Source organism: Burkholderia sp. MSMB1588 (assembly GCF_001546925.1).
GTDB classification, from domain to species: Bacteria; Pseudomonadota; Gammaproteobacteria; order Burkholderiales; family Burkholderiaceae; genus Burkholderia; species Burkholderia humptydooensis.
Genome location: NZ_CM003770.1, coordinates 1,923,006 through 1,941,127 on the forward strand (window position 1 = coordinate 1,923,006; position 18,122 = coordinate 1,941,127).

Annotated in this window: 16 protein-coding genes; 3 read left to right on the plus strand and 13 right to left on the minus strand. The window is 68.1% G+C overall.

Features of this window, described 5'->3' with window-relative positions; translation table 11 throughout:
• Positions 1-10: 10 nt before the first annotated feature.
• The 9 genes from WS92_RS07745 to WS92_RS07785 form a co-directional block, all read right to left on the minus strand.
• Entirely contained in the window at positions 11-283 is a 273-nt protein-coding gene (locus tag WS92_RS07745; RefSeq protein ID WP_009915238.1) for a CppA family protein, read from the minus strand.
• Positions 284-696: 413 nt separating this feature from the next.
• On the minus strand, positions 697-1,470 hold the full coding sequence (locus tag WS92_RS07750; RefSeq protein WP_006027010.1) for a copper chaperone: 774 nt from the start codon (positions 1,468-1,470) through the stop codon (positions 697-699).
• A 13-nt stretch (positions 1,471-1,483) separates the two neighbouring features.
• Positions 1,484-3,052 (minus strand): tyrosinase family protein, encoded by a 1,569-nt coding sequence (locus tag WS92_RS07755; protein ID WP_059932895.1) that lies wholly within the window; start codon positions 3,050-3,052, stop codon positions 1,484-1,486.
• 590 nt (positions 3,053-3,642) lie between these two features.
• Positions 3,643-4,503, minus strand: coding sequence for a class I SAM-dependent methyltransferase (locus WS92_RS07760; RefSeq protein WP_059932868.1), 861 nt, complete (start codon positions 4,501-4,503; stop codon positions 3,643-3,645).
• 170 nt (positions 4,504-4,673) lie between these two features.
• Positions 4,674-6,230: a cytochrome-c peroxidase gene (locus WS92_RS07765; RefSeq protein ID WP_059932866.1), complete on the minus strand. Its 1,557-nt coding sequence runs from the start codon at positions 6,228-6,230 to the stop codon at positions 4,674-4,676.
• The gene (locus WS92_RS07770) at positions 6,227-7,702 is read right to left on the minus strand and encodes a metallophosphoesterase family protein (protein WP_059932893.1); all 1,476 of its coding nucleotides are present in this window, start codon (positions 7,700-7,702) and stop codon (positions 6,227-6,229) included. Before WS92_RS07770 ends, WS92_RS07765 begins: the two co-directional genes overlap by 4 nt.
• 194 nt (positions 7,703-7,896) lie before the next feature.
• Positions 7,897-8,805: an amidohydrolase family protein gene (locus tag WS92_RS07775; protein ID WP_059932864.1), complete on the minus strand. Its 909-nt coding sequence runs from the start codon at positions 8,803-8,805 to the stop codon at positions 7,897-7,899.
• A 49-nt stretch (positions 8,806-8,854) separates the two neighbouring features.
• Positions 8,855-10,186: an MFS transporter gene (locus WS92_RS07780; RefSeq protein ID WP_059932862.1), complete on the minus strand. Its 1,332-nt coding sequence runs from the start codon at positions 10,184-10,186 to the stop codon at positions 8,855-8,857.
• 88 nt (positions 10,187-10,274) lie between these two features.
• The gene (locus WS92_RS07785) at positions 10,275-11,000 is read right to left on the minus strand and encodes a GntR family transcriptional regulator (protein ID WP_015603895.1); all 726 of its coding nucleotides are present in this window, start codon (positions 10,998-11,000) and stop codon (positions 10,275-10,277) included.
• Positions 11,001-11,200: 200 nt separating this feature from the next.
• Here WS92_RS07785 and WS92_RS07790 point away from each other — a divergent pair, with 200 nt between their 5' ends.
• Positions 11,201-12,463: an MFS transporter gene (locus WS92_RS07790; protein WP_061083823.1), complete on the plus strand. Its 1,263-nt coding sequence runs from the start codon at positions 11,201-11,203 to the stop codon at positions 12,461-12,463.
• A 198-nt stretch (positions 12,464-12,661) separates the two neighbouring features.
• On the opposite strand, the gene WS92_RS07795 is transcribed toward WS92_RS07790, so the two are convergent.
• Together WS92_RS07795 and WS92_RS07800 are read right to left on the minus strand one after the other, a co-directional pair.
• Positions 12,662-13,999 (minus strand): NYN domain-containing protein, encoded by a 1,338-nt coding sequence (locus WS92_RS07795; protein ID WP_059932858.1) that lies wholly within the window; start codon positions 13,997-13,999, stop codon positions 12,662-12,664.
• 150 nt (positions 14,000-14,149) lie between these two features.
• Positions 14,150-14,659 (minus strand): Lrp/AsnC family transcriptional regulator, encoded by a 510-nt coding sequence (locus tag WS92_RS07800; RefSeq protein WP_059932856.1) that lies wholly within the window; start codon positions 14,657-14,659, stop codon positions 14,150-14,152.
• Between the two features lie 194 nt (positions 14,660-14,853).
• On the opposite strand from WS92_RS07800, the gene WS92_RS07805 reads away from it, so the two are divergent.
• Positions 14,854-15,870, plus strand: coding sequence for a 1-aminocyclopropane-1-carboxylate deaminase (locus WS92_RS07805; RefSeq protein ID WP_015603150.1), 1,017 nt, complete (start codon positions 14,854-14,856; stop codon positions 15,868-15,870).
• Positions 15,871-15,902: 32 nt separating this feature from the next.
• Positions 15,903-16,376: a hypothetical protein gene (locus WS92_RS07810; protein ID WP_059932854.1), complete on the plus strand. Its 474-nt coding sequence runs from the start codon at positions 15,903-15,905 to the stop codon at positions 16,374-16,376.
• A gap of 149 nt (positions 16,377-16,525) precedes the next feature.
• Here WS92_RS07810 and WS92_RS07815 read toward each other — a convergent pair whose 3' ends face one another.
• Together WS92_RS07815 and WS92_RS35645 are read right to left on the minus strand one after the other, a co-directional pair.
• Positions 16,526-17,386 carry an AraC family transcriptional regulator gene (locus tag WS92_RS07815; protein WP_015603742.1) on the minus strand — a complete coding sequence of 287 codons (861 nt, stop codon included), beginning with the start codon at positions 17,384-17,386 and terminating at the stop codon, positions 16,526-16,528.
• Positions 17,374-18,102: a hypothetical protein gene (locus WS92_RS35645; protein ID WP_167359328.1), complete on the minus strand. Its 729-nt coding sequence runs from the start codon at positions 18,100-18,102 to the stop codon at positions 17,374-17,376. Before WS92_RS35645 ends, WS92_RS07815 begins: the two co-directional genes overlap by 13 nt.
• Between the last annotated feature and the right edge of the window lie 20 nt (positions 18,103-18,122).

Genomic DNA, 18,122 nt, shown 5'->3' on the forward strand with positions numbered 1-18,122 from the left:
CGCCTGCTGCTTACCGGCTTGCCGCATGTGTGGCGAGGTGCTGCCGGATCAGCGTCAGGTAGCGGTCGCCCACCGTGTGATCGACTTCGGCGCGCCGCGCCGGATAGCGCAGCGAGATCGGCGGCCAGACACCCAGGTAACGGCAGACCGCCGACAAGTAAGGCTTGCGGACGCGCCCCATGTGCCGCGCCGCGCGCTCCACGCGCTCGTCGCCGACCTGGTTGCGCAGCCAGGCGAGGATTTGACGATCGGTATCGTTGACGATGCGAATCAGGTGCTCCATCGGACACCTCACTGGTTAAAAATACAGTGCTGTTAATTTATCCAGTATTTTGCCGGTGCGCAACTACATTAAATAGGGTGCGAATTAGGGCGCAAAGGGCGTCGGCAAGCGGAAAGGCGCGTCGCGCGGCGCGAGGCCGACGCGGCGGGGAAGTGCGCGGAGAGGCCGGGCGGAAAGAATTGCCCGGTCGGGCGAGGCGGGTTCGGTCAGTCGCGCCGTATCCGATGCCAATTCAAATGGATATGACAGACCGGGGAGGTGCTGCGACGAACGAATCTCGCGGGCTGCGTCAATCGTCTGACGCAGATCCGCTCGTCGGCAACTGAGCATCGGCGCGGCTGCGAGCGGGCGTGACGAACGCGAAGCGGCGCGATTTCCGCGAGCGATCATTCGAGGCCAATCACCCGTGAACGTCAGACGGACAGGCGCAGCGATGCCAGTTTTGCGCGCACTTTCGCCGCAGCGATGCGCATGGCCTTGCCGGGGCCGCGGCATCGCCATGCGGGCGTCGCCGGCCGTTCGAGCCGTTCGGCGACGATGAAGCACATCACGGCGATCGTCGCCGGCACGTGCGCGTGTCCGGCCAGCAGCGGGAGCAGCATCAGCGCCCAGCAATTTCCTGCGCACGACACGCCGCTCGCCAGGCCGAAGCGCAGCGCGTCGCGATCGGCGGCCACCCCGAACGCCGCCAACGGCGGCCGGCGGTGGCAGACGTTCAGGAACCCCTGCTTGGCGGGCGAAGCCTGCCAAAGCAGCGCGAGCGCAAGCCCGGCGCCCGTTCGCGCGACGGGGCCAGGCATGACCCAGGTGAAGGCGATCGCGACGATCTGCAAGCCGATCCACGCGGCGAGCCAGACGGCCGCATAACCTGCGACGAAAAGGAGCGCCGCCCGCATCCGGCGTCGCGCGAAACTGCGCTCCAGCACGTGCCGAAGCGGCGCTGCGGCGAGCGGCGCCATCATTGCCGCAACCATCATCACGGAGTCCGAAGCGAATTTCGACGGCGAGTTCGACAGATACGCCAGACGGAGCCACGTCGCGAGCGGCACGCGCCAGTCACCTGCGATCGAGCAGAGCGCGGGCGGCGTCAGGCCGCCCGCGCCAACGATCAACGCGGACCACGCGATCAGGCTGACCGACACGAGCGCGACGAGCGGCGCGTCGAGCCGTCGCCCGGCGTGTTTCATCGTCGCCTCCGCGTCAGGCGCTTTGCCGATACACGCTGATGCGGCCGATGCTCACCTTCGATTCCTCCGCCACCGGCGTCACCGCGATGAGCCGCACATCGAGCTGGGACTGTGGCAGCGCGCCGGCGAGATGCAGCGCATCGATCACGTGCGAAATCTCAAGCACGAACGTCACGCCGTCGCCCGCGTGCCCGTCCTCGGCCACCGTCGCCTTGCTCACGCCGAAGAGCGCGATGCAGCCGGCCAGATGGTCGGGATACTTCGCGGGGTCCTCGCCTTCCGGAACGTTGACGTAGACGTTGAGGACCGTGGCGTCGTCGAGACCGCGGACATTCTCGAGATTCAGGAAGACCCGGTCGGGCGTGGACGACGTCGCGGCGGCGGTCGCCTTCAGATTGGCGGTGAGCTTGCGGTGCACGTCGGCGTCGAGCTTGACGGACGATCGCGCCTCCAAGCCTCGCACCGGCAGGTTCTGGTCGCTTGCGCCGAATAGCTCGACGGTCCTGGGATCGGTCACGGCAAAGTCCTCCTTCGGCGTTTCGGCCGTTGCCCGCGCGCGCAGGCGAGTCAGGCGCGCAGCCGTCGGCGGCGTTTTGGTCGGCGCCGATACGTCGTCGTAAGCATAGCCGAGCTTCGAGAGATCGCTCATCTCTCCCGGCGTGTAGGTCCGGTTTTCTCCGTGCGGCATCGGCATCTTGAAAGGCCGCTCGCCGATGGCCGCCGGACCTTTCAGCCAATTCACCGCGGTCGGATCGACGTGCGTCGGAGGATTTCTTCGCCAGACTTCCCACAGCCGGTCGATGTTCGCATGATGAAGCCAGAAGATCGGATCGAGGCCCGCGATGTCCGGGTGCGACATCAATCCGGGCAGGCCCGTCGCCCGATTTCTCCCGCCGACGATGCCATGCACCGCGTCGTGCGGCTGCGTCTCGATGCCGCCGTGGACCCGGCCGCTGTGGCTGAAGCCCGTGTCCACCCCGCCGAATCCGGTGCTGCCTCCGCTTGCCACGCCTTCGAAATCGGGATCGCCGAGCGCGTTCATGTTGATCCACTTGGTCGGCACGTAGACCTCGCCGTTGTTGTACGGGCCGTAGCGCTGCTTCACGTACAGCGGATTGTCGCCTTTCCCGTCCGGCCAGTCGGGCGATGCGAAGGCCTTGGGCAGGAGATCCTGGCCCGGCTTGAAATAATTCCAATAGGGCAGCGCCCAGTTCTTGGGCCCGCGCAGCTTCAGGACCTCGTCGCGCACGACGGCCTCCAATGCGAGCAGGTAGCCGCGGTGCCACGGCAGGAAGTACCAACTGCCGTGCTGGCATTGCTTCCAGTAGGCCTGAATGTCGGCCGTGCTCGGCATCTTGTCGTGCGCGTTCAGGTAGCCGACGCGGCGCCACAGGTCCTGCTGGAATCCATGAATGGCCGCGTAGAAACGCCAACTGTTCCGGTCGTCGAGGGCGCGCGATTGCATCGCCTTGACGCCGCGTGCGTACCAGAGGATCGGTTCGGCCCAGTCGGCGCCCAGGTCCCAGACGTTTTGACGTAAGTAAGTCATGCTGATTTCCCCTTTTTTATTGGCGTGCAGCATGCCGCGATCGGATTGGTCGAATCCGATCGTCCGTACGATCAACAATCAATTGAAATTGATGAAGTGTTATCCGCTGGAAAGGAGGGTCAAGTTAATTGTTGATCGTTGTTCAAGCAGCGATTCGGCTCGCATGGAAAGCGCCAGTCTTTATCGAGGCAACAAGTTCTTGCTTCGTTTTCTGGTTTTTGGCATCGGGCCGTCGCCAAGAAAATGCTAGTTCATTTTTTGTCGGTTTCCATATTTAAATGAGATGTTGCAGAAAATCGGCGTTTCGATCGAACCGATGCGATTCGGGCTGGTTTAACTGGATTTAAAAGCGCAAGCGAGGTGGAAAATCGAATCGATTTGATGAGCCGGCGCGGGAAGTGGATTTCGAAGGATCGAAAAGGTCGGTCGATCTCTTCGGTAAGCGGTTAAAACGATGATCTTCGGATCGGCTTGGCCGGACTCTCCGGCGAGCCGATGTCGATGTCGCCGCGCGCATCACGACGACCGGCGCGTCACGTCCGGCAGGCCGAGAACGGAACCCGCCCGAACGCCAACCGAAACATCGGGTTCGATCGTCTCCCGTCACGCCCCAGCCGCGCGCATCAAGTCGACGCGACCAGAAACGCCTCGCCGCTCGACGGCCGCAGGCCATCGGGCCGCCCGTCGAAATAGCGCCGGACGAGATCGCCGGTCGACACGTGCCGGACCTCGCGAAACCCCGCCTCGCGGGCGAGCGCGAGCATTTCGGGCGGACTGAGGAAGCTGACGAACGGCGTGCCCGCCGCCCGCGCGCGTTCGTAGACGGCCGCGTGCTGCGCGCGCTCGGCCGGATCGTCGATGAGTTCGAGCGGCAGCAGGAACGTCATCGCGAGCGTCGAGCCCGGCGCGAGCGTCGCGGTCTGGCGCAGCGTGTCGGCGATCGCCTCGCGGGTCAGATACATCGAGACGCCCGTCGACGACACGACGGCCGGCCGGCTGTCGTCGAAGCCGGCGGCGCTCAACTGCGTCCGCCACGCGCCGCTGGCCTCGAAATCGACCGGCACGAGCCGCAGCCATTCCGGCACGCCGTAGCCGAGCGCGATCAGGCGCTGCCGTTTCCACGCCTGCGTGCCGGGCTGGTCGATTTCGAATACCCGAAGGTGCGGCGCGCGCTTCGCGCTGCGCTGCGCGAACGTGTCGAGGCCCGCGCCGAGCACCACATACTGCGCGACGCCCCCGTCGGCCTGTTCGTCGACCAGATCCTCGACGAAGCGCGCGCGGCCGACGATCGACGCGCGGTAGCCGCGCGTAGCCTGCGGTTCCATGTCCGGGCGGCTGCGCCAGTCGTCGTCGGGGGCGGCCAGTTCAAGGCCGATCACGTCGTCGAGCACGTGCGGCGGCGCATCGATCTCGACGTGCAGCGCGCGCCACAGCGCGACCCGCACTGCGGTGCTGTCCGGTGCGGTAATCGATTGGTTCGGCATGACGCTTCCTCCACTTCTCGATAGACGAATTTCGTCGACACGTCACAGTGTATCGATCTATCGAGATCGCGACGCCGTCCCGCGCGGCGGCATGCGATTGGCGCACCGCCCATGTGCCCATGACGATGCGTTTTCAGTTCGGGGTGCCTCGCTCGGGCGAGCGCGGGCCGTCACGGTCGCGCCGCTTTGCCGTCCGGCGCCGCGGGCATCAGCCCGACGTAGCGCGCATCCGTCAGCGTGCGCAGGAAGGCGACGAGATCGTCGATGTCGGCGTCCGTCATCGCGGGCGGCGTGCCGGGGCGGCGGTTCATCGGCGTCGAATTCACGTTGATGTTGCCGCGATGCGCGCGCGGCACGTCGTCGAACGTGTCGCGGCCGTGGTACCAGCGTGTCGGGTCGGTCGAGCGCGTGTTGTAGAACGCGACGGCGTCGCGCAGCGTATCGAACACGCCGTTGTGCATGAACGACTCCTTGACCGCGACGTTGCGCAGGCCTGGTGTGCGCAGATAGCCGCACCATTGCGTCGGCTCGGGCCAGCGCAGCTTCGCGGCGGTGTCGCACAGGCCGTTGTCGAAGTGGCGCGGGTCGCGGTTCGCGGGCAGCGCGCGATTGCGCGGCACCGCGATCGCGTCGTAGCCGAAGTCGGTGAAGAGCGAGCGCTCGGGCCGGCTCGCGGTGTCCGACAGCGTGTGGCAGCTCATGCAGTTGCCTTTGTCCGGATTCCTGAAGAGCGCGAGGCCGCGCAGCTCCTGCGGCGTGAGCGGCGCGCGCTTCGTCACGTACGCGTCGTAGCGCGACGAGAAGGGCGCCATCTCGTCGCTCTGCAGGTACGCCTGCATCGCGTCGCCGAGCGCGCGCGCCATCCGCTCGGGATCGCGGCGCACCGACGCGCCGAATCGTTCGGCGAGCGCCGCGCCGAGCGCGGTGCCGCCGATCTTGCGCATGAGCGCCGCGGGCGATGCGTTGTTCATCTCGTCCGGATCGAAGAGCGGGCCGCGCAACTGCTCGGCGAGCGTATCGGCGCGGCCGTCCGAGAACAGGCCGCCGAACGGCGCGGGCGCGAGCGCGTCGTCGTCCTGATAGAAGTGGCGGCGCGGCACGTAGCGCACGTACAGCAGCGACGGCGCGTTGCGGCGGCTGAAATGGCCGGGCCGGCTGCCCTGCGGCACGCGCGGGCCGGCGAGCGCCGCATGCGACAGCGTCGGCGCGAACGCGCGGCCCGGATCGTGGCAGCTCGCGCACGACGTGCCGCGCGGCTCCGACAATGCCGGATCGAAAAACACGCGCTTGCCGAGCGCGACGAGCGCCGGGTCCGGGCGGAACGCGGCCGCCGTCGGATCGACTTTCGACGCGACCTGCGGCGTGCCGCGGCCGATCGTGCCGACGACGCGCTGCGGCGGCGCGCCGGGGAGCAGGATCGTCGTCGGCGGCGGAGGCGAGGCGGTGCCGGCGCGAACGGCGTCTTGCGCGGGTTTCGCACGGGCCGGGGCGGTCGCGCCCGGCGCGGCAGGACCGGACGCGAAAGCGATCGCCGATGCGCACGCGGCGAGCACGCCGCTTGCCGCCCGCGCGATGGTCGCGATGATCGCGATGGTTGGGATAGGGCGACGTTTCCTCATCGTGCCGAACGCTGCCTGACCGGGCGCGAAGGCGATGGCGCACGCACGCGCCGCGAACGCCGCCGCCTCCGCGCGCCGGGCCGCGATGCGCCGCTTGCTGTCCGTCACGGCGCGACGAAGCCGGTCTTGTCGCACGTGAGCGTCGTGCCCGCCTGGTCGCAGTTCGCGAGCAGCTTGCCCGCCGCGGTGTACGCCTTGAACGTCCAGCCGCGCGCGGGCGCCGCGCGGCGCTCCATGATCAGGAAGCCGAAGCTGTTGTTGTGCGACAGCTTGTCGATGACGACGCCCGGCGCGGGCGTCAGATTCGCCGGAAACGGATCGGGCAGCGCGACGTCGAGATTGTCGCCGCCGTTGCCCGACACGATCGTCGCCGGGTGGCCGGACGCGAAGTTGATCGCCTGGAAATCGTGCACGTGGCCGTGCAGCGCGACCTGCACGCCGGGCGGGTAGTACGCCTGCGCATAGAGGCTCGACATCACCGATTGCAGCGCGAGGTTGCCTGGCGCGGGCGTGCTGCCCGGAATCGGCGCGAACGCGAGGATCGGGTGATGGTTCGTGAAGATCGTCGTCGACATGCCCGGCTTGTTCGCGAGCGCGGCCACCGTCTGGAACTGCTTCTGGTAGATCTGGAATGGCACGTCGGTTGTCTTGAGCGCCGCGCGGCCGACCTTCGCGGTATCGAACACGATCACCTGCGAGCCGGTGCCGAGCGGCACCGCGTAGGGCTCCGAATAGTTCGCGTTGCCGTCGTTCGCGGGATCGTTGCATGAGCGCGCGTCCGAGTACGGGCGCGGATCGAGGAAGCGGAACCAGCCCTGGCCCGCGCGCGCGCATTCCTCGTGGTTGCCGCGCACGACGACCCACGGCGCCTTCGCGAGGAGCGGCGCGGCGGGCTCGAACAGATCCGCGCGCCACGTGTCCCAGCCGTAGCCCCACGGGCTGTTCTTGCAGCCGGCGATGTCGGGCGGGCACGCGTTCTCGCGATAGTGATAATCGCCGACGTGCAGCACGAGATCCGGATTCAGCTTCGCGACGCTCGCCGCGATCGTCGCGAACGGCCACACCGTCGCGTCGCTGCACGCCTGGAATGCGTTGTCGGCCTTCTTCATCCGGCAGCCGGTGTCGGCGATGATCGCGACGCGCTGCGGCTCGGCCTTCGGCAGCGGCAGCGCGCGCCCGGCGACGGTCACGTCCTGGGCGTTCGCGGGCAGCGTCGTTTCGCAGACGGACACCGGAAAGCTCGACGGCTTCGAATCGGCGGGATCGCTCGCGGTCTGTCGCTGCGCGGCGGTGCCCGCGGTGATGCGCAGCGTCATCCGGGCGATCTTGCCGTCGGCGTTCAACTGCGGGCAGACGGCGGGCGCCGGCTCGCCCGATGTCGCGGCGGGCGGCGTGTAGTTCGTGATCACGCGGGCGATCGCCTGGTTGGCGTCGCCGATCTCGACCCACGCCGCCTGGATGTTCGCGGGCGCGCTCGCGGCGTCCGGCTGGTTGTCGATGCTGCTCGTGCAGGCGTGGAACAGCGCGGCACCCGCGAGCGTCAGAGCAAGCGCGGCGGCGCGGAGTATCGGTCGTGGCATGGTCGTTCCCATCGGAAAGCCGTAAAGGTACGCATGGCCGATGTAATAAATGTGAAGGCGGCATGACATCATCGCGCGACATGCGGCGATGGCCGGGCAAGCGCGACGCCGATGGCGAAGCGATGCCGGACGGATGCGCGAGCCGACGGGCGGCGCGCGCTATCGGCGGCGCGCATCGCGCCCGCCGCCTACCGTTACCCGCTACCCACCCGTTGCGTGCCGCGACTCTCGCCGAATCGAAACAGCCGCGCAGGCGTCTCGACGAAGATCGCGCGCCGCATCGCGTCGTCGCGCATCCATCGCCGGGCGAGCGCACATGCGCGGCCGAACGTCTCCGTCCGCTCGAACTGCGTGTGCGGCCAGTCGCTGCCCCACATGAGCCGTTCGGCGCCGAACTCGGCCGCGAGCGCATCGAACGCTTCGCGCGCGCGCGCGTCCGCTTCGTCGGGCGCGAGCGGCCAGTTGCGATAGACGCCGGAAATCTTCACCCACACGCGGCGCGTCGCGGCCGCGCGCAGCAGATCGCGAAAGCCGGCGTCGGCGATGCCGCGCGCCGGATCGGGGCGGCCGAAATGATCGACGACGATATTCAGGCGATGCGCGAGGAGCGGCGCGATCAGCCGCCCGAGCCGGTGCGCTTGCGCGTGCAGCTCGACATGCCAGCGCAGCGCCGCGATGCGCTCGAGCGTCGCGCGCCATGCCGGGCCGTCAAGCGCCGGGTCCGGCATGCCGATCAGGTTCAGCCGGATGCCGACGATGCCCGCGCGATCGAGCGCATCGAGCACGTGCGGCTCGCAGCCCGCGTCGATCACCGCGACGCCGCGCAGGCGCCGCGGCTGCTGTGCGAGCGCGCGCAACAGATAGCGGCAGTCGCTGCCGAGAAAGCTCGGCTGCACGAGCACGCCGTGCGATACGTGGTGCGCGTCGAGCTGCGCGAGGTATGCGCCGAGCGGCGCGTCGTAATCGGGCGCGTAGCGGCGCCGGCCGGCGAGCGGCAGCCCCGTCTCGAACACGTGCGCGTGCGCGTCGATCGCCGTGATGTCGCCGGCCGCGTGCCGCATCGCCGCCGCGTGCGCGCACGCGTTCCACTCTTGATCGCTCAACGCTCGATGCTCCTCACCGTGAACCGCCGACCTGAATCCGGCGCGAACCTCAACGATGCTGCGCGCCCGGCGCGCCGATGCGGTCGGCTCCCGCATCGGCGGCGTGCGTGTCCGCCCGGTCGTCGAGCGCGCGTCCGCGCGTCTCGGGCAGCATCAGCACCGCGACGACGACGATCGAATACGCGATCGCCGCGTCGATGCCGATCGCGGTGCCAAGCGGCATGCCGGCCGACATGTGTCCGACGAGCACCGGAAAGCCCGCCGATGCGACGCGCCCGAAGTTGTAGCAAAAGCCGACGCCCGTGCCGCGGGTGCCGCGTGGGTACAGCTCGTTGAAGAGCGCGCCCATGCTCGCCGGGATGCCGGCCGCGAAGAAGCCGAGCGGAAAGCCGAGCACGAGCATCGCGGCGTTGCCGAGCGGCAGGAACAGGTACGCGATCACGGTCGCGACGCAGCACGCGGCGAACGCGAGGATCGTGCCGCGCCGCCCGATGCGGTCGAGCAGTTGCGCGCTCGCGATGCAGCCGCAGAAGAACGCGACGATGATGACGGCCAGATAGCCGCCCGTGCCGAGCACCGACAGATGCCGCTCGATTTTCAGATAGGTCGGCAGCCACGTCATCAGCGCGTAGTAGCCGCCGTGCGCGCCGACGCCGAGCAGCGCGCCGATCAGCGTCATGCGCCGCATGTCGCGCGAGAAGATGCCGACGAGCGGGGCGCTTGCGCGCGCCGCCGCCGGCTTGTTCGGCGCGCCCGGCGTGCTCGATGCGTGCGATGCGCTCGAAGCACTTGCCGAAGGCTCGACGATCCCGCGCCGCACATAGACGATCAGCAGCGCCGGCAGCAGCCCGATGCCGAACATCGCGCGCCACGCGAGCTCGGCGGGCATCAGCGAGAACGCGAGCGCATAGAGCAGCACGGCGGCCGCCCAGCCGAGCGCCCACGCGCTCTGCACGGCGCCCATCGCCTTGCCGCGATGCTCGGCGCGGATCGTCTCCGCCATCAGCACGGCGCCCGCCGCCCATTCGCCGCCGAAGCCCGCGCCCTGCAGCGTCTTCAGGACGACGAACTGCGGGTAGCTCGTCGCGAACGCGCAGGCAAACGTGCCGACCGAGAAGCACGCGATCGTCCATTGCAGCGTCCGCACGCGGCCGAAGCGGTCGGACAGCATGCCGGCCGCCCAGCCGCCCACCGCCGACGCGACGAGCGTCGCGCCGCCGACGAAGCCCGCCTGCGTGCGCGACAGCGACCATTCGGCGACGATCGCGGGGATCACGAGACTGAACATCTGCACGTCGAGCGCATCGAGCGCCCAGCCGCCGAAGCAGGCCCAGAACGTGCGCCGTTCGCGCGGCGATACGGCGGCGAACCATTTGAACACGGTTGTCTCCTGTGGGGCGTCGGTCGTTTGCGCCGCTCGCGGCAAAGCGCTTCGCCGGCCGGCCGCGCTCGCTCGCGCGTGCGCGCGGCTAACGGATTTCCGCCTGATAGATGAACTCGCTCGCGGGGCCGCGCGAGCGCCGCCATTCGAGCGGCCGACGGTCGTAACCGTACGCGAGCCGCTCGATCACGACGGCGGGCGTGCCCGGCTCGATGCGCAGCAGGCGCGCGTGCACGGGGCCGATCGCCTCGACGGTCAGCGTCTCGGTGGCCGATGCGACGATCTGGTTGCAATGCGCTTCGTAGACCGGATACAGGAGGTCGCCGATCGAGTCGAGCTCGAGCCGCGCGAATGCGGCGAAGCGGTCGTAAGGCAACCAGATCTCCTCGGCGAGCATCGGCGCGCCGTCGATCAGGCGCACCCGCGTCATCGCGATCACCGACGCGCGGGCCGGGATCTGCAGCGCGGCCGCGACGGCCGACGGCGCCTCGACGACCTCGCGGCGCAGGATCCGGCTCTCCGGTATCCGGCGCTCGCCGTGCTTGCTCTGAAAGCGAAAGAAGCGGAACAGCGAACTGTCGAAGCTCGCGCGCCGCACGAACGTGCCGCGCCCCTGGAAGCGTTCGAGCATGCCGTCGGCAACGAGCAGATCGACCGCCTTGCGCACCGTGCCGATCGCGACATCGTAGCGTTTCGCGAGCGCCTGCTCGGTCGGGATCGCTTCGCCTGGCCGCCAGTGGCGGGCGGCGATGAGCGCGGCCAGTTCGTCGCGCAGGCGCTGGTAGCGGGGGAGACGGTCGTCGGTCGCGTGCATGGTTCCTCCTTATTCATCTATATGTTTGCATGACTTAAGCGCAAGCGAATCGGGAGAAACCCGACGGAATGCACGAATTTTATGTGTGTGGCGCGGGTTATTCCGCATTGCCGTGCTCCGCTAATCAACTAATCATCTAGATGAATTATTGAGCAAGGAGACAGCAGGTGGACGAGTCCTCAACCCGCGAACGGGCGGTCATGACGAAAATCGCGCGGCGGCTGATGCCGCTGCTCGTCGTCATGTTCCTGATCGCGTTCATCGACCGGCAGAACGTCGGGTTCGCGAAGCTGCAGATGGTCCACGCGCTCGGGATGACCGAGACGTCGTACGGGCTCGGCGCGTCGCTGTTCTTCATCGGCTACCTGCTGTTCGAGGTGCCGAGCACGCTCGCGCTGCACCGGTTCGGCGCGCGCCTCTGGCTCGCGCGCATCATGATGACGTGGGGCGTGGTCACGGTCCTGCTCGGCTTCACGCATTCGACGAGCGTCTTCTACGTGTTCCGCTTTCTGCTCGGCGTCGCGGAGGCGGGCTTCTATCCGGGCGTCATCTATTACCTGACGCTGTGGTTCCCGCAGAGCCACCGCACGCGCGTGCTCGGCCTCTTCACGCTCGGCAGCGCGCTCGCGAACATGCTCGGCTCGCTCGCGGGCGGGCTGCTGCTGTCGCTCGACGGCCGGCTCGGGCTTGCCGGCTGGCAGTGGGTGTTCGTCGCGACGGGGCTGCCCGCTGTCGCCGTCGCGCTCGTCGCGCTGCGCTTGCTGCCCGAGTCGGTCGAGCGCGCGACGTTCCTGTCCGACGACGAGAAGCGCGTCGCGCTCGCCGCGCTCAAGCGCGAGGCGTCGCCCGAGGCGGTGTCCGAATCGCCGTGGCGCGCGCTCGTCGACCCGCGCGTGCTGATGTTCGCGCTCGCGTACATGCTGATGTCGACGTCGCTGTACGGCGTCACGTACTGGCTGCCGACGCTCCTGAAGAGCAGCGGCGTGCCGTCGTCGCTGAACGGGCTGCTGAACATGATCCCGTGGGCGATCGCGGCGCTGCTGCTGTTGTGGCTGCCCGCGCGGCTCAAGCGCGAGCGGATCGTGCTGAAGGCGATGGCGATCGTCGCGGGCGTCGGCGTTGCCGGCTTCGCGCTTAGCCTCGCGCTGCCCGGCCTGCCTTGGCGCTTCGCCGCGCTCGTGCTGGGCGGCGCGTGCATCCCGCTGCTGTATCCGTGCTTCTGGTCGCTGCCGCCGCGCTTCTTCTCCGGCGCGCGCGCCGCGGCGAGCATCGCCGCGATCAACTCGATCGGCAATCTGGGCGGCTTCTTCGCGCAGAACCTGATGCCTTACGTCGGCAAGGTCGCGGGCAGCGCGAGCGCGCCGATGCTCGTGCCCGTCGTATGTCTCGCGACGCTCGGCGTCGGCATGCTCGCCGCCGCGTCGATGGCCGGCCGGCGGCGGGCGGCGGGCATGGCGGCCTGAGCGCCGCATGACGCGGCGACGGCGTTGCGGGCGGACCCGGCCGCGCGTTGCGGCATGGGCTGGTCCGGGCGGCGTTGCGCGAGCACGCCGCCCGGTTCGTTCGGCGCGCCGCGTTCGTGACGCGCGTTTCGCTTCAGGCGGCGCGCCCGTTCTGCAATCACCGCCGACGCCCGCTGCGCGCTCGGCGCGAAGCGCCGCTCAGGATTCGCTCGTCGCCGCGGTTTTACGCGGGCGGCGCGCACGCGGGGCCGACTTGCGCGGCGCCTTTGCCGGCGCTGCTTCGGTGGCCGATTCGGGGGGCGAAGCGTGTGTCGGTTCGCCGGCCGCGTCCGCCTCGTCGGCTGCGACGGGCGAGGCGGACGCCGCGCGCGCCTGGGTTCCCTTCGCCTTTTTCACAGGGGTCTTGCGTGCGCGCGAGCGTGCGGGTTTCGCCGTGTCGGCTGCCTGCGCTTCGGCCGCTTCGCCCGTGCGAGCCGGTTCGTGCGCGGCTCGCGTTTCATGCGGCTCGTGCGCGCCGTGCGCCGGATGCGTATCGTGCGCGTCGTCCGCTTCGACGTCGGCGTGCGCGTGACCTTCCGCGCCCGCGGCCGTCTCGACGATCAGCGGCATCTGCTCGGGCACGCGCTTCTTCGCGCCGCGGCTCTTGCCGTGCGCCTTCTTGCTCGACGGTTTGGCGAGCGCGTGGTTGTCGTCTGCGGCCGCGGCCGCCTCGGCCGGCCCGATGGCCTCGACGGCCACCGTCTGGATCGGCCGGAACACGAACGTGCCCGACTTGTCGTCGCGCCCGATGCCGAGCAGCCCGCGCGCCTGCGCTTCCTCGAGCAGGTTGCCGAACGCGCGGAACCCGTAGTACGACTCGTTGAAGTCCGGCTTGCGGCGCTTGATCGCGCTCTTGAGCACCGACGCCCAGATCTTGCCGCTCTCGCCGCGCTCGAACGCGAGCGCGTCGAATGTCTCGACGGCGAGCGAGATCGCTTCCGCCTTGCGCGCGTCGCCGTCGTGCTTGCGGTGCTTGTCGTCGTCGGTCGCGCGCTTCGTGCCCGCTTCGGCCTTGCGCGCGTCGCGCTTGGCGAGCGCGCGCTGCTGCTCGCGGGCGAGGTCGTCGTAGAAGATGAATTCGTCGCAGTTCGCGACGAGCAGATCCGACGTCGAGTTCTTCACGCCGACGCCGATCACGCGCTTCGCGTTCTCGCGCAGCTTCGACACGAGCGGCGAGAAATCCGAATCGCCGCTGATGATGACGAACGTGTCGACGTGCGCCTTCGTGTAGCAGAGGTCGAGCGCGTCGACGACGAGCCGGATGTCCGCCGAATTCTTGCCGGACTGGCGCACGTGCGGGATTTCGATCAGCTCGAAGCTCGCTTCGTGCATTGCCGCCTTGAACGTCTTGTAGCGATCCCAATCGCAGTACGCCTTCTTGACGACGATGCTGCCCTTGAGCAGCAGCTTTTCGAGCACGGGTCTGATGTCGAATTTCTCGAACTTCGTGTCGCGCACGCCGAGCGCGATGTTTTCGAAGTCGCAAAAGAGCGCCATGTTGACGCTGTCCTGGGGTAAGGCCATGAGGTCTCCAACCTGAGTGTCGGGTCGATCTAGCGATCGAGAATGGCGCACATGATAGCGGGTCGGCGCGCCTGCGCGGAAATCCGCGTGCCGGGAAGCGGCGAAACGGGCCGCCGCCGCGGCTCAAATCGGAAAACTCGTCGTCGACAGAATCTCCTTGAGCACGACGAACGTGCGGATCTGTCGCACGCCGGGCAGATACAGCAACTGCTCGGCGTGCAGCCGGTTGAACGTGTCGCTGTCGCGCGTGCGAATCAGCATGACGTAATCGAACTCGCCCGTCACGACGTGGCACTCCATGCAGCCGGACACCTTCTGCGCGGCTTGCTCGAATGCGTCGAACGAATCGGGCGTCGAGCGGTCGAGCACGACGCCGATCATCACGAGCATCCCCGCGTTCAGCGCCTTCGGCTCGAGCAGCGCGACGATCCCGCGGATCAGCCCCATTTCCTTCAGACGCTCGACGCGGCGCAGGCACGCGGGCGGGCTCAGGTTCACCTTCGCGGCGAGCGCGACGTTCGAGATCGACGCGTCGCGCTGCAGCACGCGCAGGATCGCGCGATCGACGCGGTCGATGTCCGCGCCCGCCGGTTGGGCGGCGGCCTTCGGCGTGGATTTTTTTGTTGTGCCCATGATCGATGATTCCTAATTTAATTAAGCTTAATATTTATGTGACGTCATAAAAGTAGGTTAACTGGAATATCTTCGCAACCCTGTTATTCCCGATCGTTTTTAACATGAGGCATCGCTGCGGATCGCGACCGGACGGCGCGGCGTGCCGTCCGACGCGTGCCGCGCGCCCGAATCTTCGATGACAGGAGCGATCGATGAATCTCCAGAAATTCCCGCGTTATCCACTGACCTTCGGGCCGACGCCGATCCAGCCGCTCAAGCGGCTCTCCGCGCATCTCGGCGGCAAGGTCGAGCTGTACGCGAAGCGCGACGACTGCAACAGCGGCCTCGCGTTCGGCGGCAACAAGACGCGCAAGCTCGAATACCTGATCCCCGACGCGCTCGCGCAAGGCTGCGACACGCTCGTGTCGATCGGCGGCATCCAGTCGAACCAGACGCGCCAGGTCGCGGCGGTCGCCGCGCATCTCGGGTTGAAGTGCGTGCTCGTGCAGGAGAACTGGGTCAACTACCACGACGCCGTCTACGATCGCGTCGGCAACATCCAGATGTCGCGGATGATGGGCGCCGACGTGCGCCTCGTGCCGGACGGCTTCGACATCGGCTTTCGCAAGAGCTGGGAGGACGCGCTCGCCGACGTCCGCGCAAGGGGCGGCAAGCCGTATGCGATTCCGGCCGGCTGCTCCGATCATCCGCTCGGCGGCCTCGGCTTCGTCGGCTTCGCCGAGGAAGTGCGCGCGCAGGAGGCCGAGCTCGGCTTCACGTTCGATTACGTCGTCGTGTGCTCGGTGACGGGCAGCACGCAGGCCGGGATGGTTGTCGGTTTCGCGGCGGACGGGCGCGCGGATCGCGTGATCGGCATCGACGCGTCGGCGAAGCCTGCGCAGACGCGCGAGCAGATCCTTCGGATCGCGAAGAATACCGCCGATCGCGTCGAGCTCGGCCGCGACGTCACGAGCGGCGACGTCGTGCTCGACGAGCGCTTCGGCGGTCCCGAATACGGGCTGCCGAACGAAGGCACGCTCGAGGCGATCCGGCTGTGCGCGAAGCTCGAAGGCGTGCTGACCGATCCCGTCTACGAAGGCAAGTCGATGCACGGGATGATCGAGAAGGTGCGGCTCGGCGAGTTTCCCGCCGGCTCGAAGGTGCTGTATGCGCATCTCGGCGGCGTGCCCGCGCTGAACGCGTACAGCTTCCTGTTCCGCGACGGCTGATTGACGCGCATCGGGCGCGCGCGTTCGCGTCGATGAACGGGGCCCTCGATTTGCATCGCGAAGCGTCGGCGGCGCGCTGGTGGCAGCCGCCGTCGTCGCCGACGCTCGTGTGCGTCGTCGGCGACGACACGCTGCCCGCCGCGTGTTGCGGCGCGCTCGCGAAGCGGCTCGCCGGCGTCCCGCAGATCGCGTTGCTCGGTTGCGCCGAACCGGCGCGGCTGCATGCGCTGTGGCTAGACGCGCGTTCGCGCGCGAGCGCGCGCCTGCCTGCCGACGTCGCGCCGCTCGAGCGCGCGCTCGGTGCGCTGTCGCGCGATGCATGGCTGCTGTTGTGGTCGCAGCAACCGCAGTCGCTCGACTGGATCGGCGGCGTGCACGGGAATCGGACGCTCGTCGTCCGTCATTGTCCGTTGACGTGCGACGAGACCGAGCTGCAACGTGCGGCCGACGCGGCGCTGGCGGCGCTGCGCGCGGCGGTGCGATTGCGGATCGACGCCGAGTATTGAGGCCGAGAGTATCGAGGCCGAGTATCGAGGCCGAGTATCGAGGCCGGGCATTGACGCCGTCGAGGCGTCCCGCGGCGTTCGGACGGCGTCGGCGACATCGCGAAGCCGGCACGATTCGCCATTCGCGACGCGCGTTCGCGCCGTTCCCGTCAAATCCCGATCGGCGCGGCCGCGCGCTTGCCGGGTGCGAGCGCGCGCGTGTATTGCATCGGCGTCATCCCGAACGTGCGCTTGAAGTGGTTGCAGAGCGCGCTTTGATCGTAGAAGCCCGACGTCAGCGCGGCGTCGGCGAGCGAGCGGCCCGCCTGCAGCTCGCGCAGCGCCGCGCGCAGCCGCAACTGGTTCAGGTACGCATGCGGCGTGAGGCCGATCACGCGATTGAACGCGGTGATCAGTTGGAACGACGTCAGGTTCGCCGCCGCCGCGATCTGCTCGAGGGTGAGCGCATGGTCGAAGCTGTCGTTCATCAGATCGAGCGCGGGCTTCAGGATCGGCAGGTCCGCCTTCGCGCCGAAGCCGAGCCCGGCCTGGAGCCCGTGCCGCGAGAACAGCGTGCCGAAGCTGCTGACGAGCAGTTCCTGCTGCAGCAGCAGATCGTCCTGTTCGTCCATCGCGCGGTGCAGGGTCAGGAACTGCTCGACGAGCTGAGGATCGTTGAGCACGTTCGACGTGAAGAAACGCGGCTGCTCCATGCCGAGCAGCGTCAGCACGCGGGACAGGCCGGCCTCCGCGAGGTAGAACGACCGATAGCGCCAGCGGCTGCTGCCGCCCATGCGCCCCGAGTGCGGCTCGCACGGGTTGAACACGAGCACGGCGTCCGGCTCGGCGAGCCGCGTTTGCCCGCGGCTCTTGAACACGGAGCCGCCGACCTCCGTGACGGCGATCACGAGCGAATCGTGCACGTGCGGCGCGTAGTCGTGCGTGGTGAAGTCGGCGAGCAGCAGATCGACCCCGGAAATGCCGGGTGAGTGCCAGTAACGCGACTGGTTGCGATGGTCTAGCTTGGCCACGGTCGAACCCCGATTCCGATGAAACGAAACAGCCGGCGGCGGACGGTGCCGCTCCGAGCGCGCCGCTCGGCGTCGCGCGCGCCGGCAGGCCTTCCGATGTCGTCAGCGCGCGTAAGCATCGCGCGACATGCAAGTTCCGTACCGCGATGCGCCGCCGCGCCGGTCGCCGCCGGTCGCGCGCCGCGCGTCGACGGCGATATTTTAGAGGGAATCGCCACGGCGATGCGAAACCGGCATCCGATGTCGGATCGCGCTTTTCGCTTGCGCAAGTTGGGTAATCGCGCCGCCGGGGAATATCGATCGTCGCGCGATATTTTCTTGTGCAAGGCGATGCACCATGAAAATACGTTTTCCCGATAAAGCACAAAACCAGTGCGAATCGATAAATCGAATCGCGGGAATATCGATCGCCAGTTAAATTGAGGGCGGCGATCAATAATAAATGCCGACGTCAATTTGGCCGCCTTTTTCCAATTTCCCAATATTTGCGTCACAAAAATCCGCTGCGAAGCCGAAAGGATTTGCACGAGCGCGGCAGCCGTTCCCGCGGTCATTCCCGATTCGCACAGCGGTTTCCGCAGCCGAATCCGCAGGCCCGGCGCAGCCGCCGTCAGGCGGCGATGACGGCGTTCGGCGCGACAGCGCGTTTCGCGCGGCGCGCATCGATGCGCTGCGGTTGCATCTCGGAAAAAACGGCGCGTTTCAATTTTATCCAATACAGCTAAATAAGGTCGCC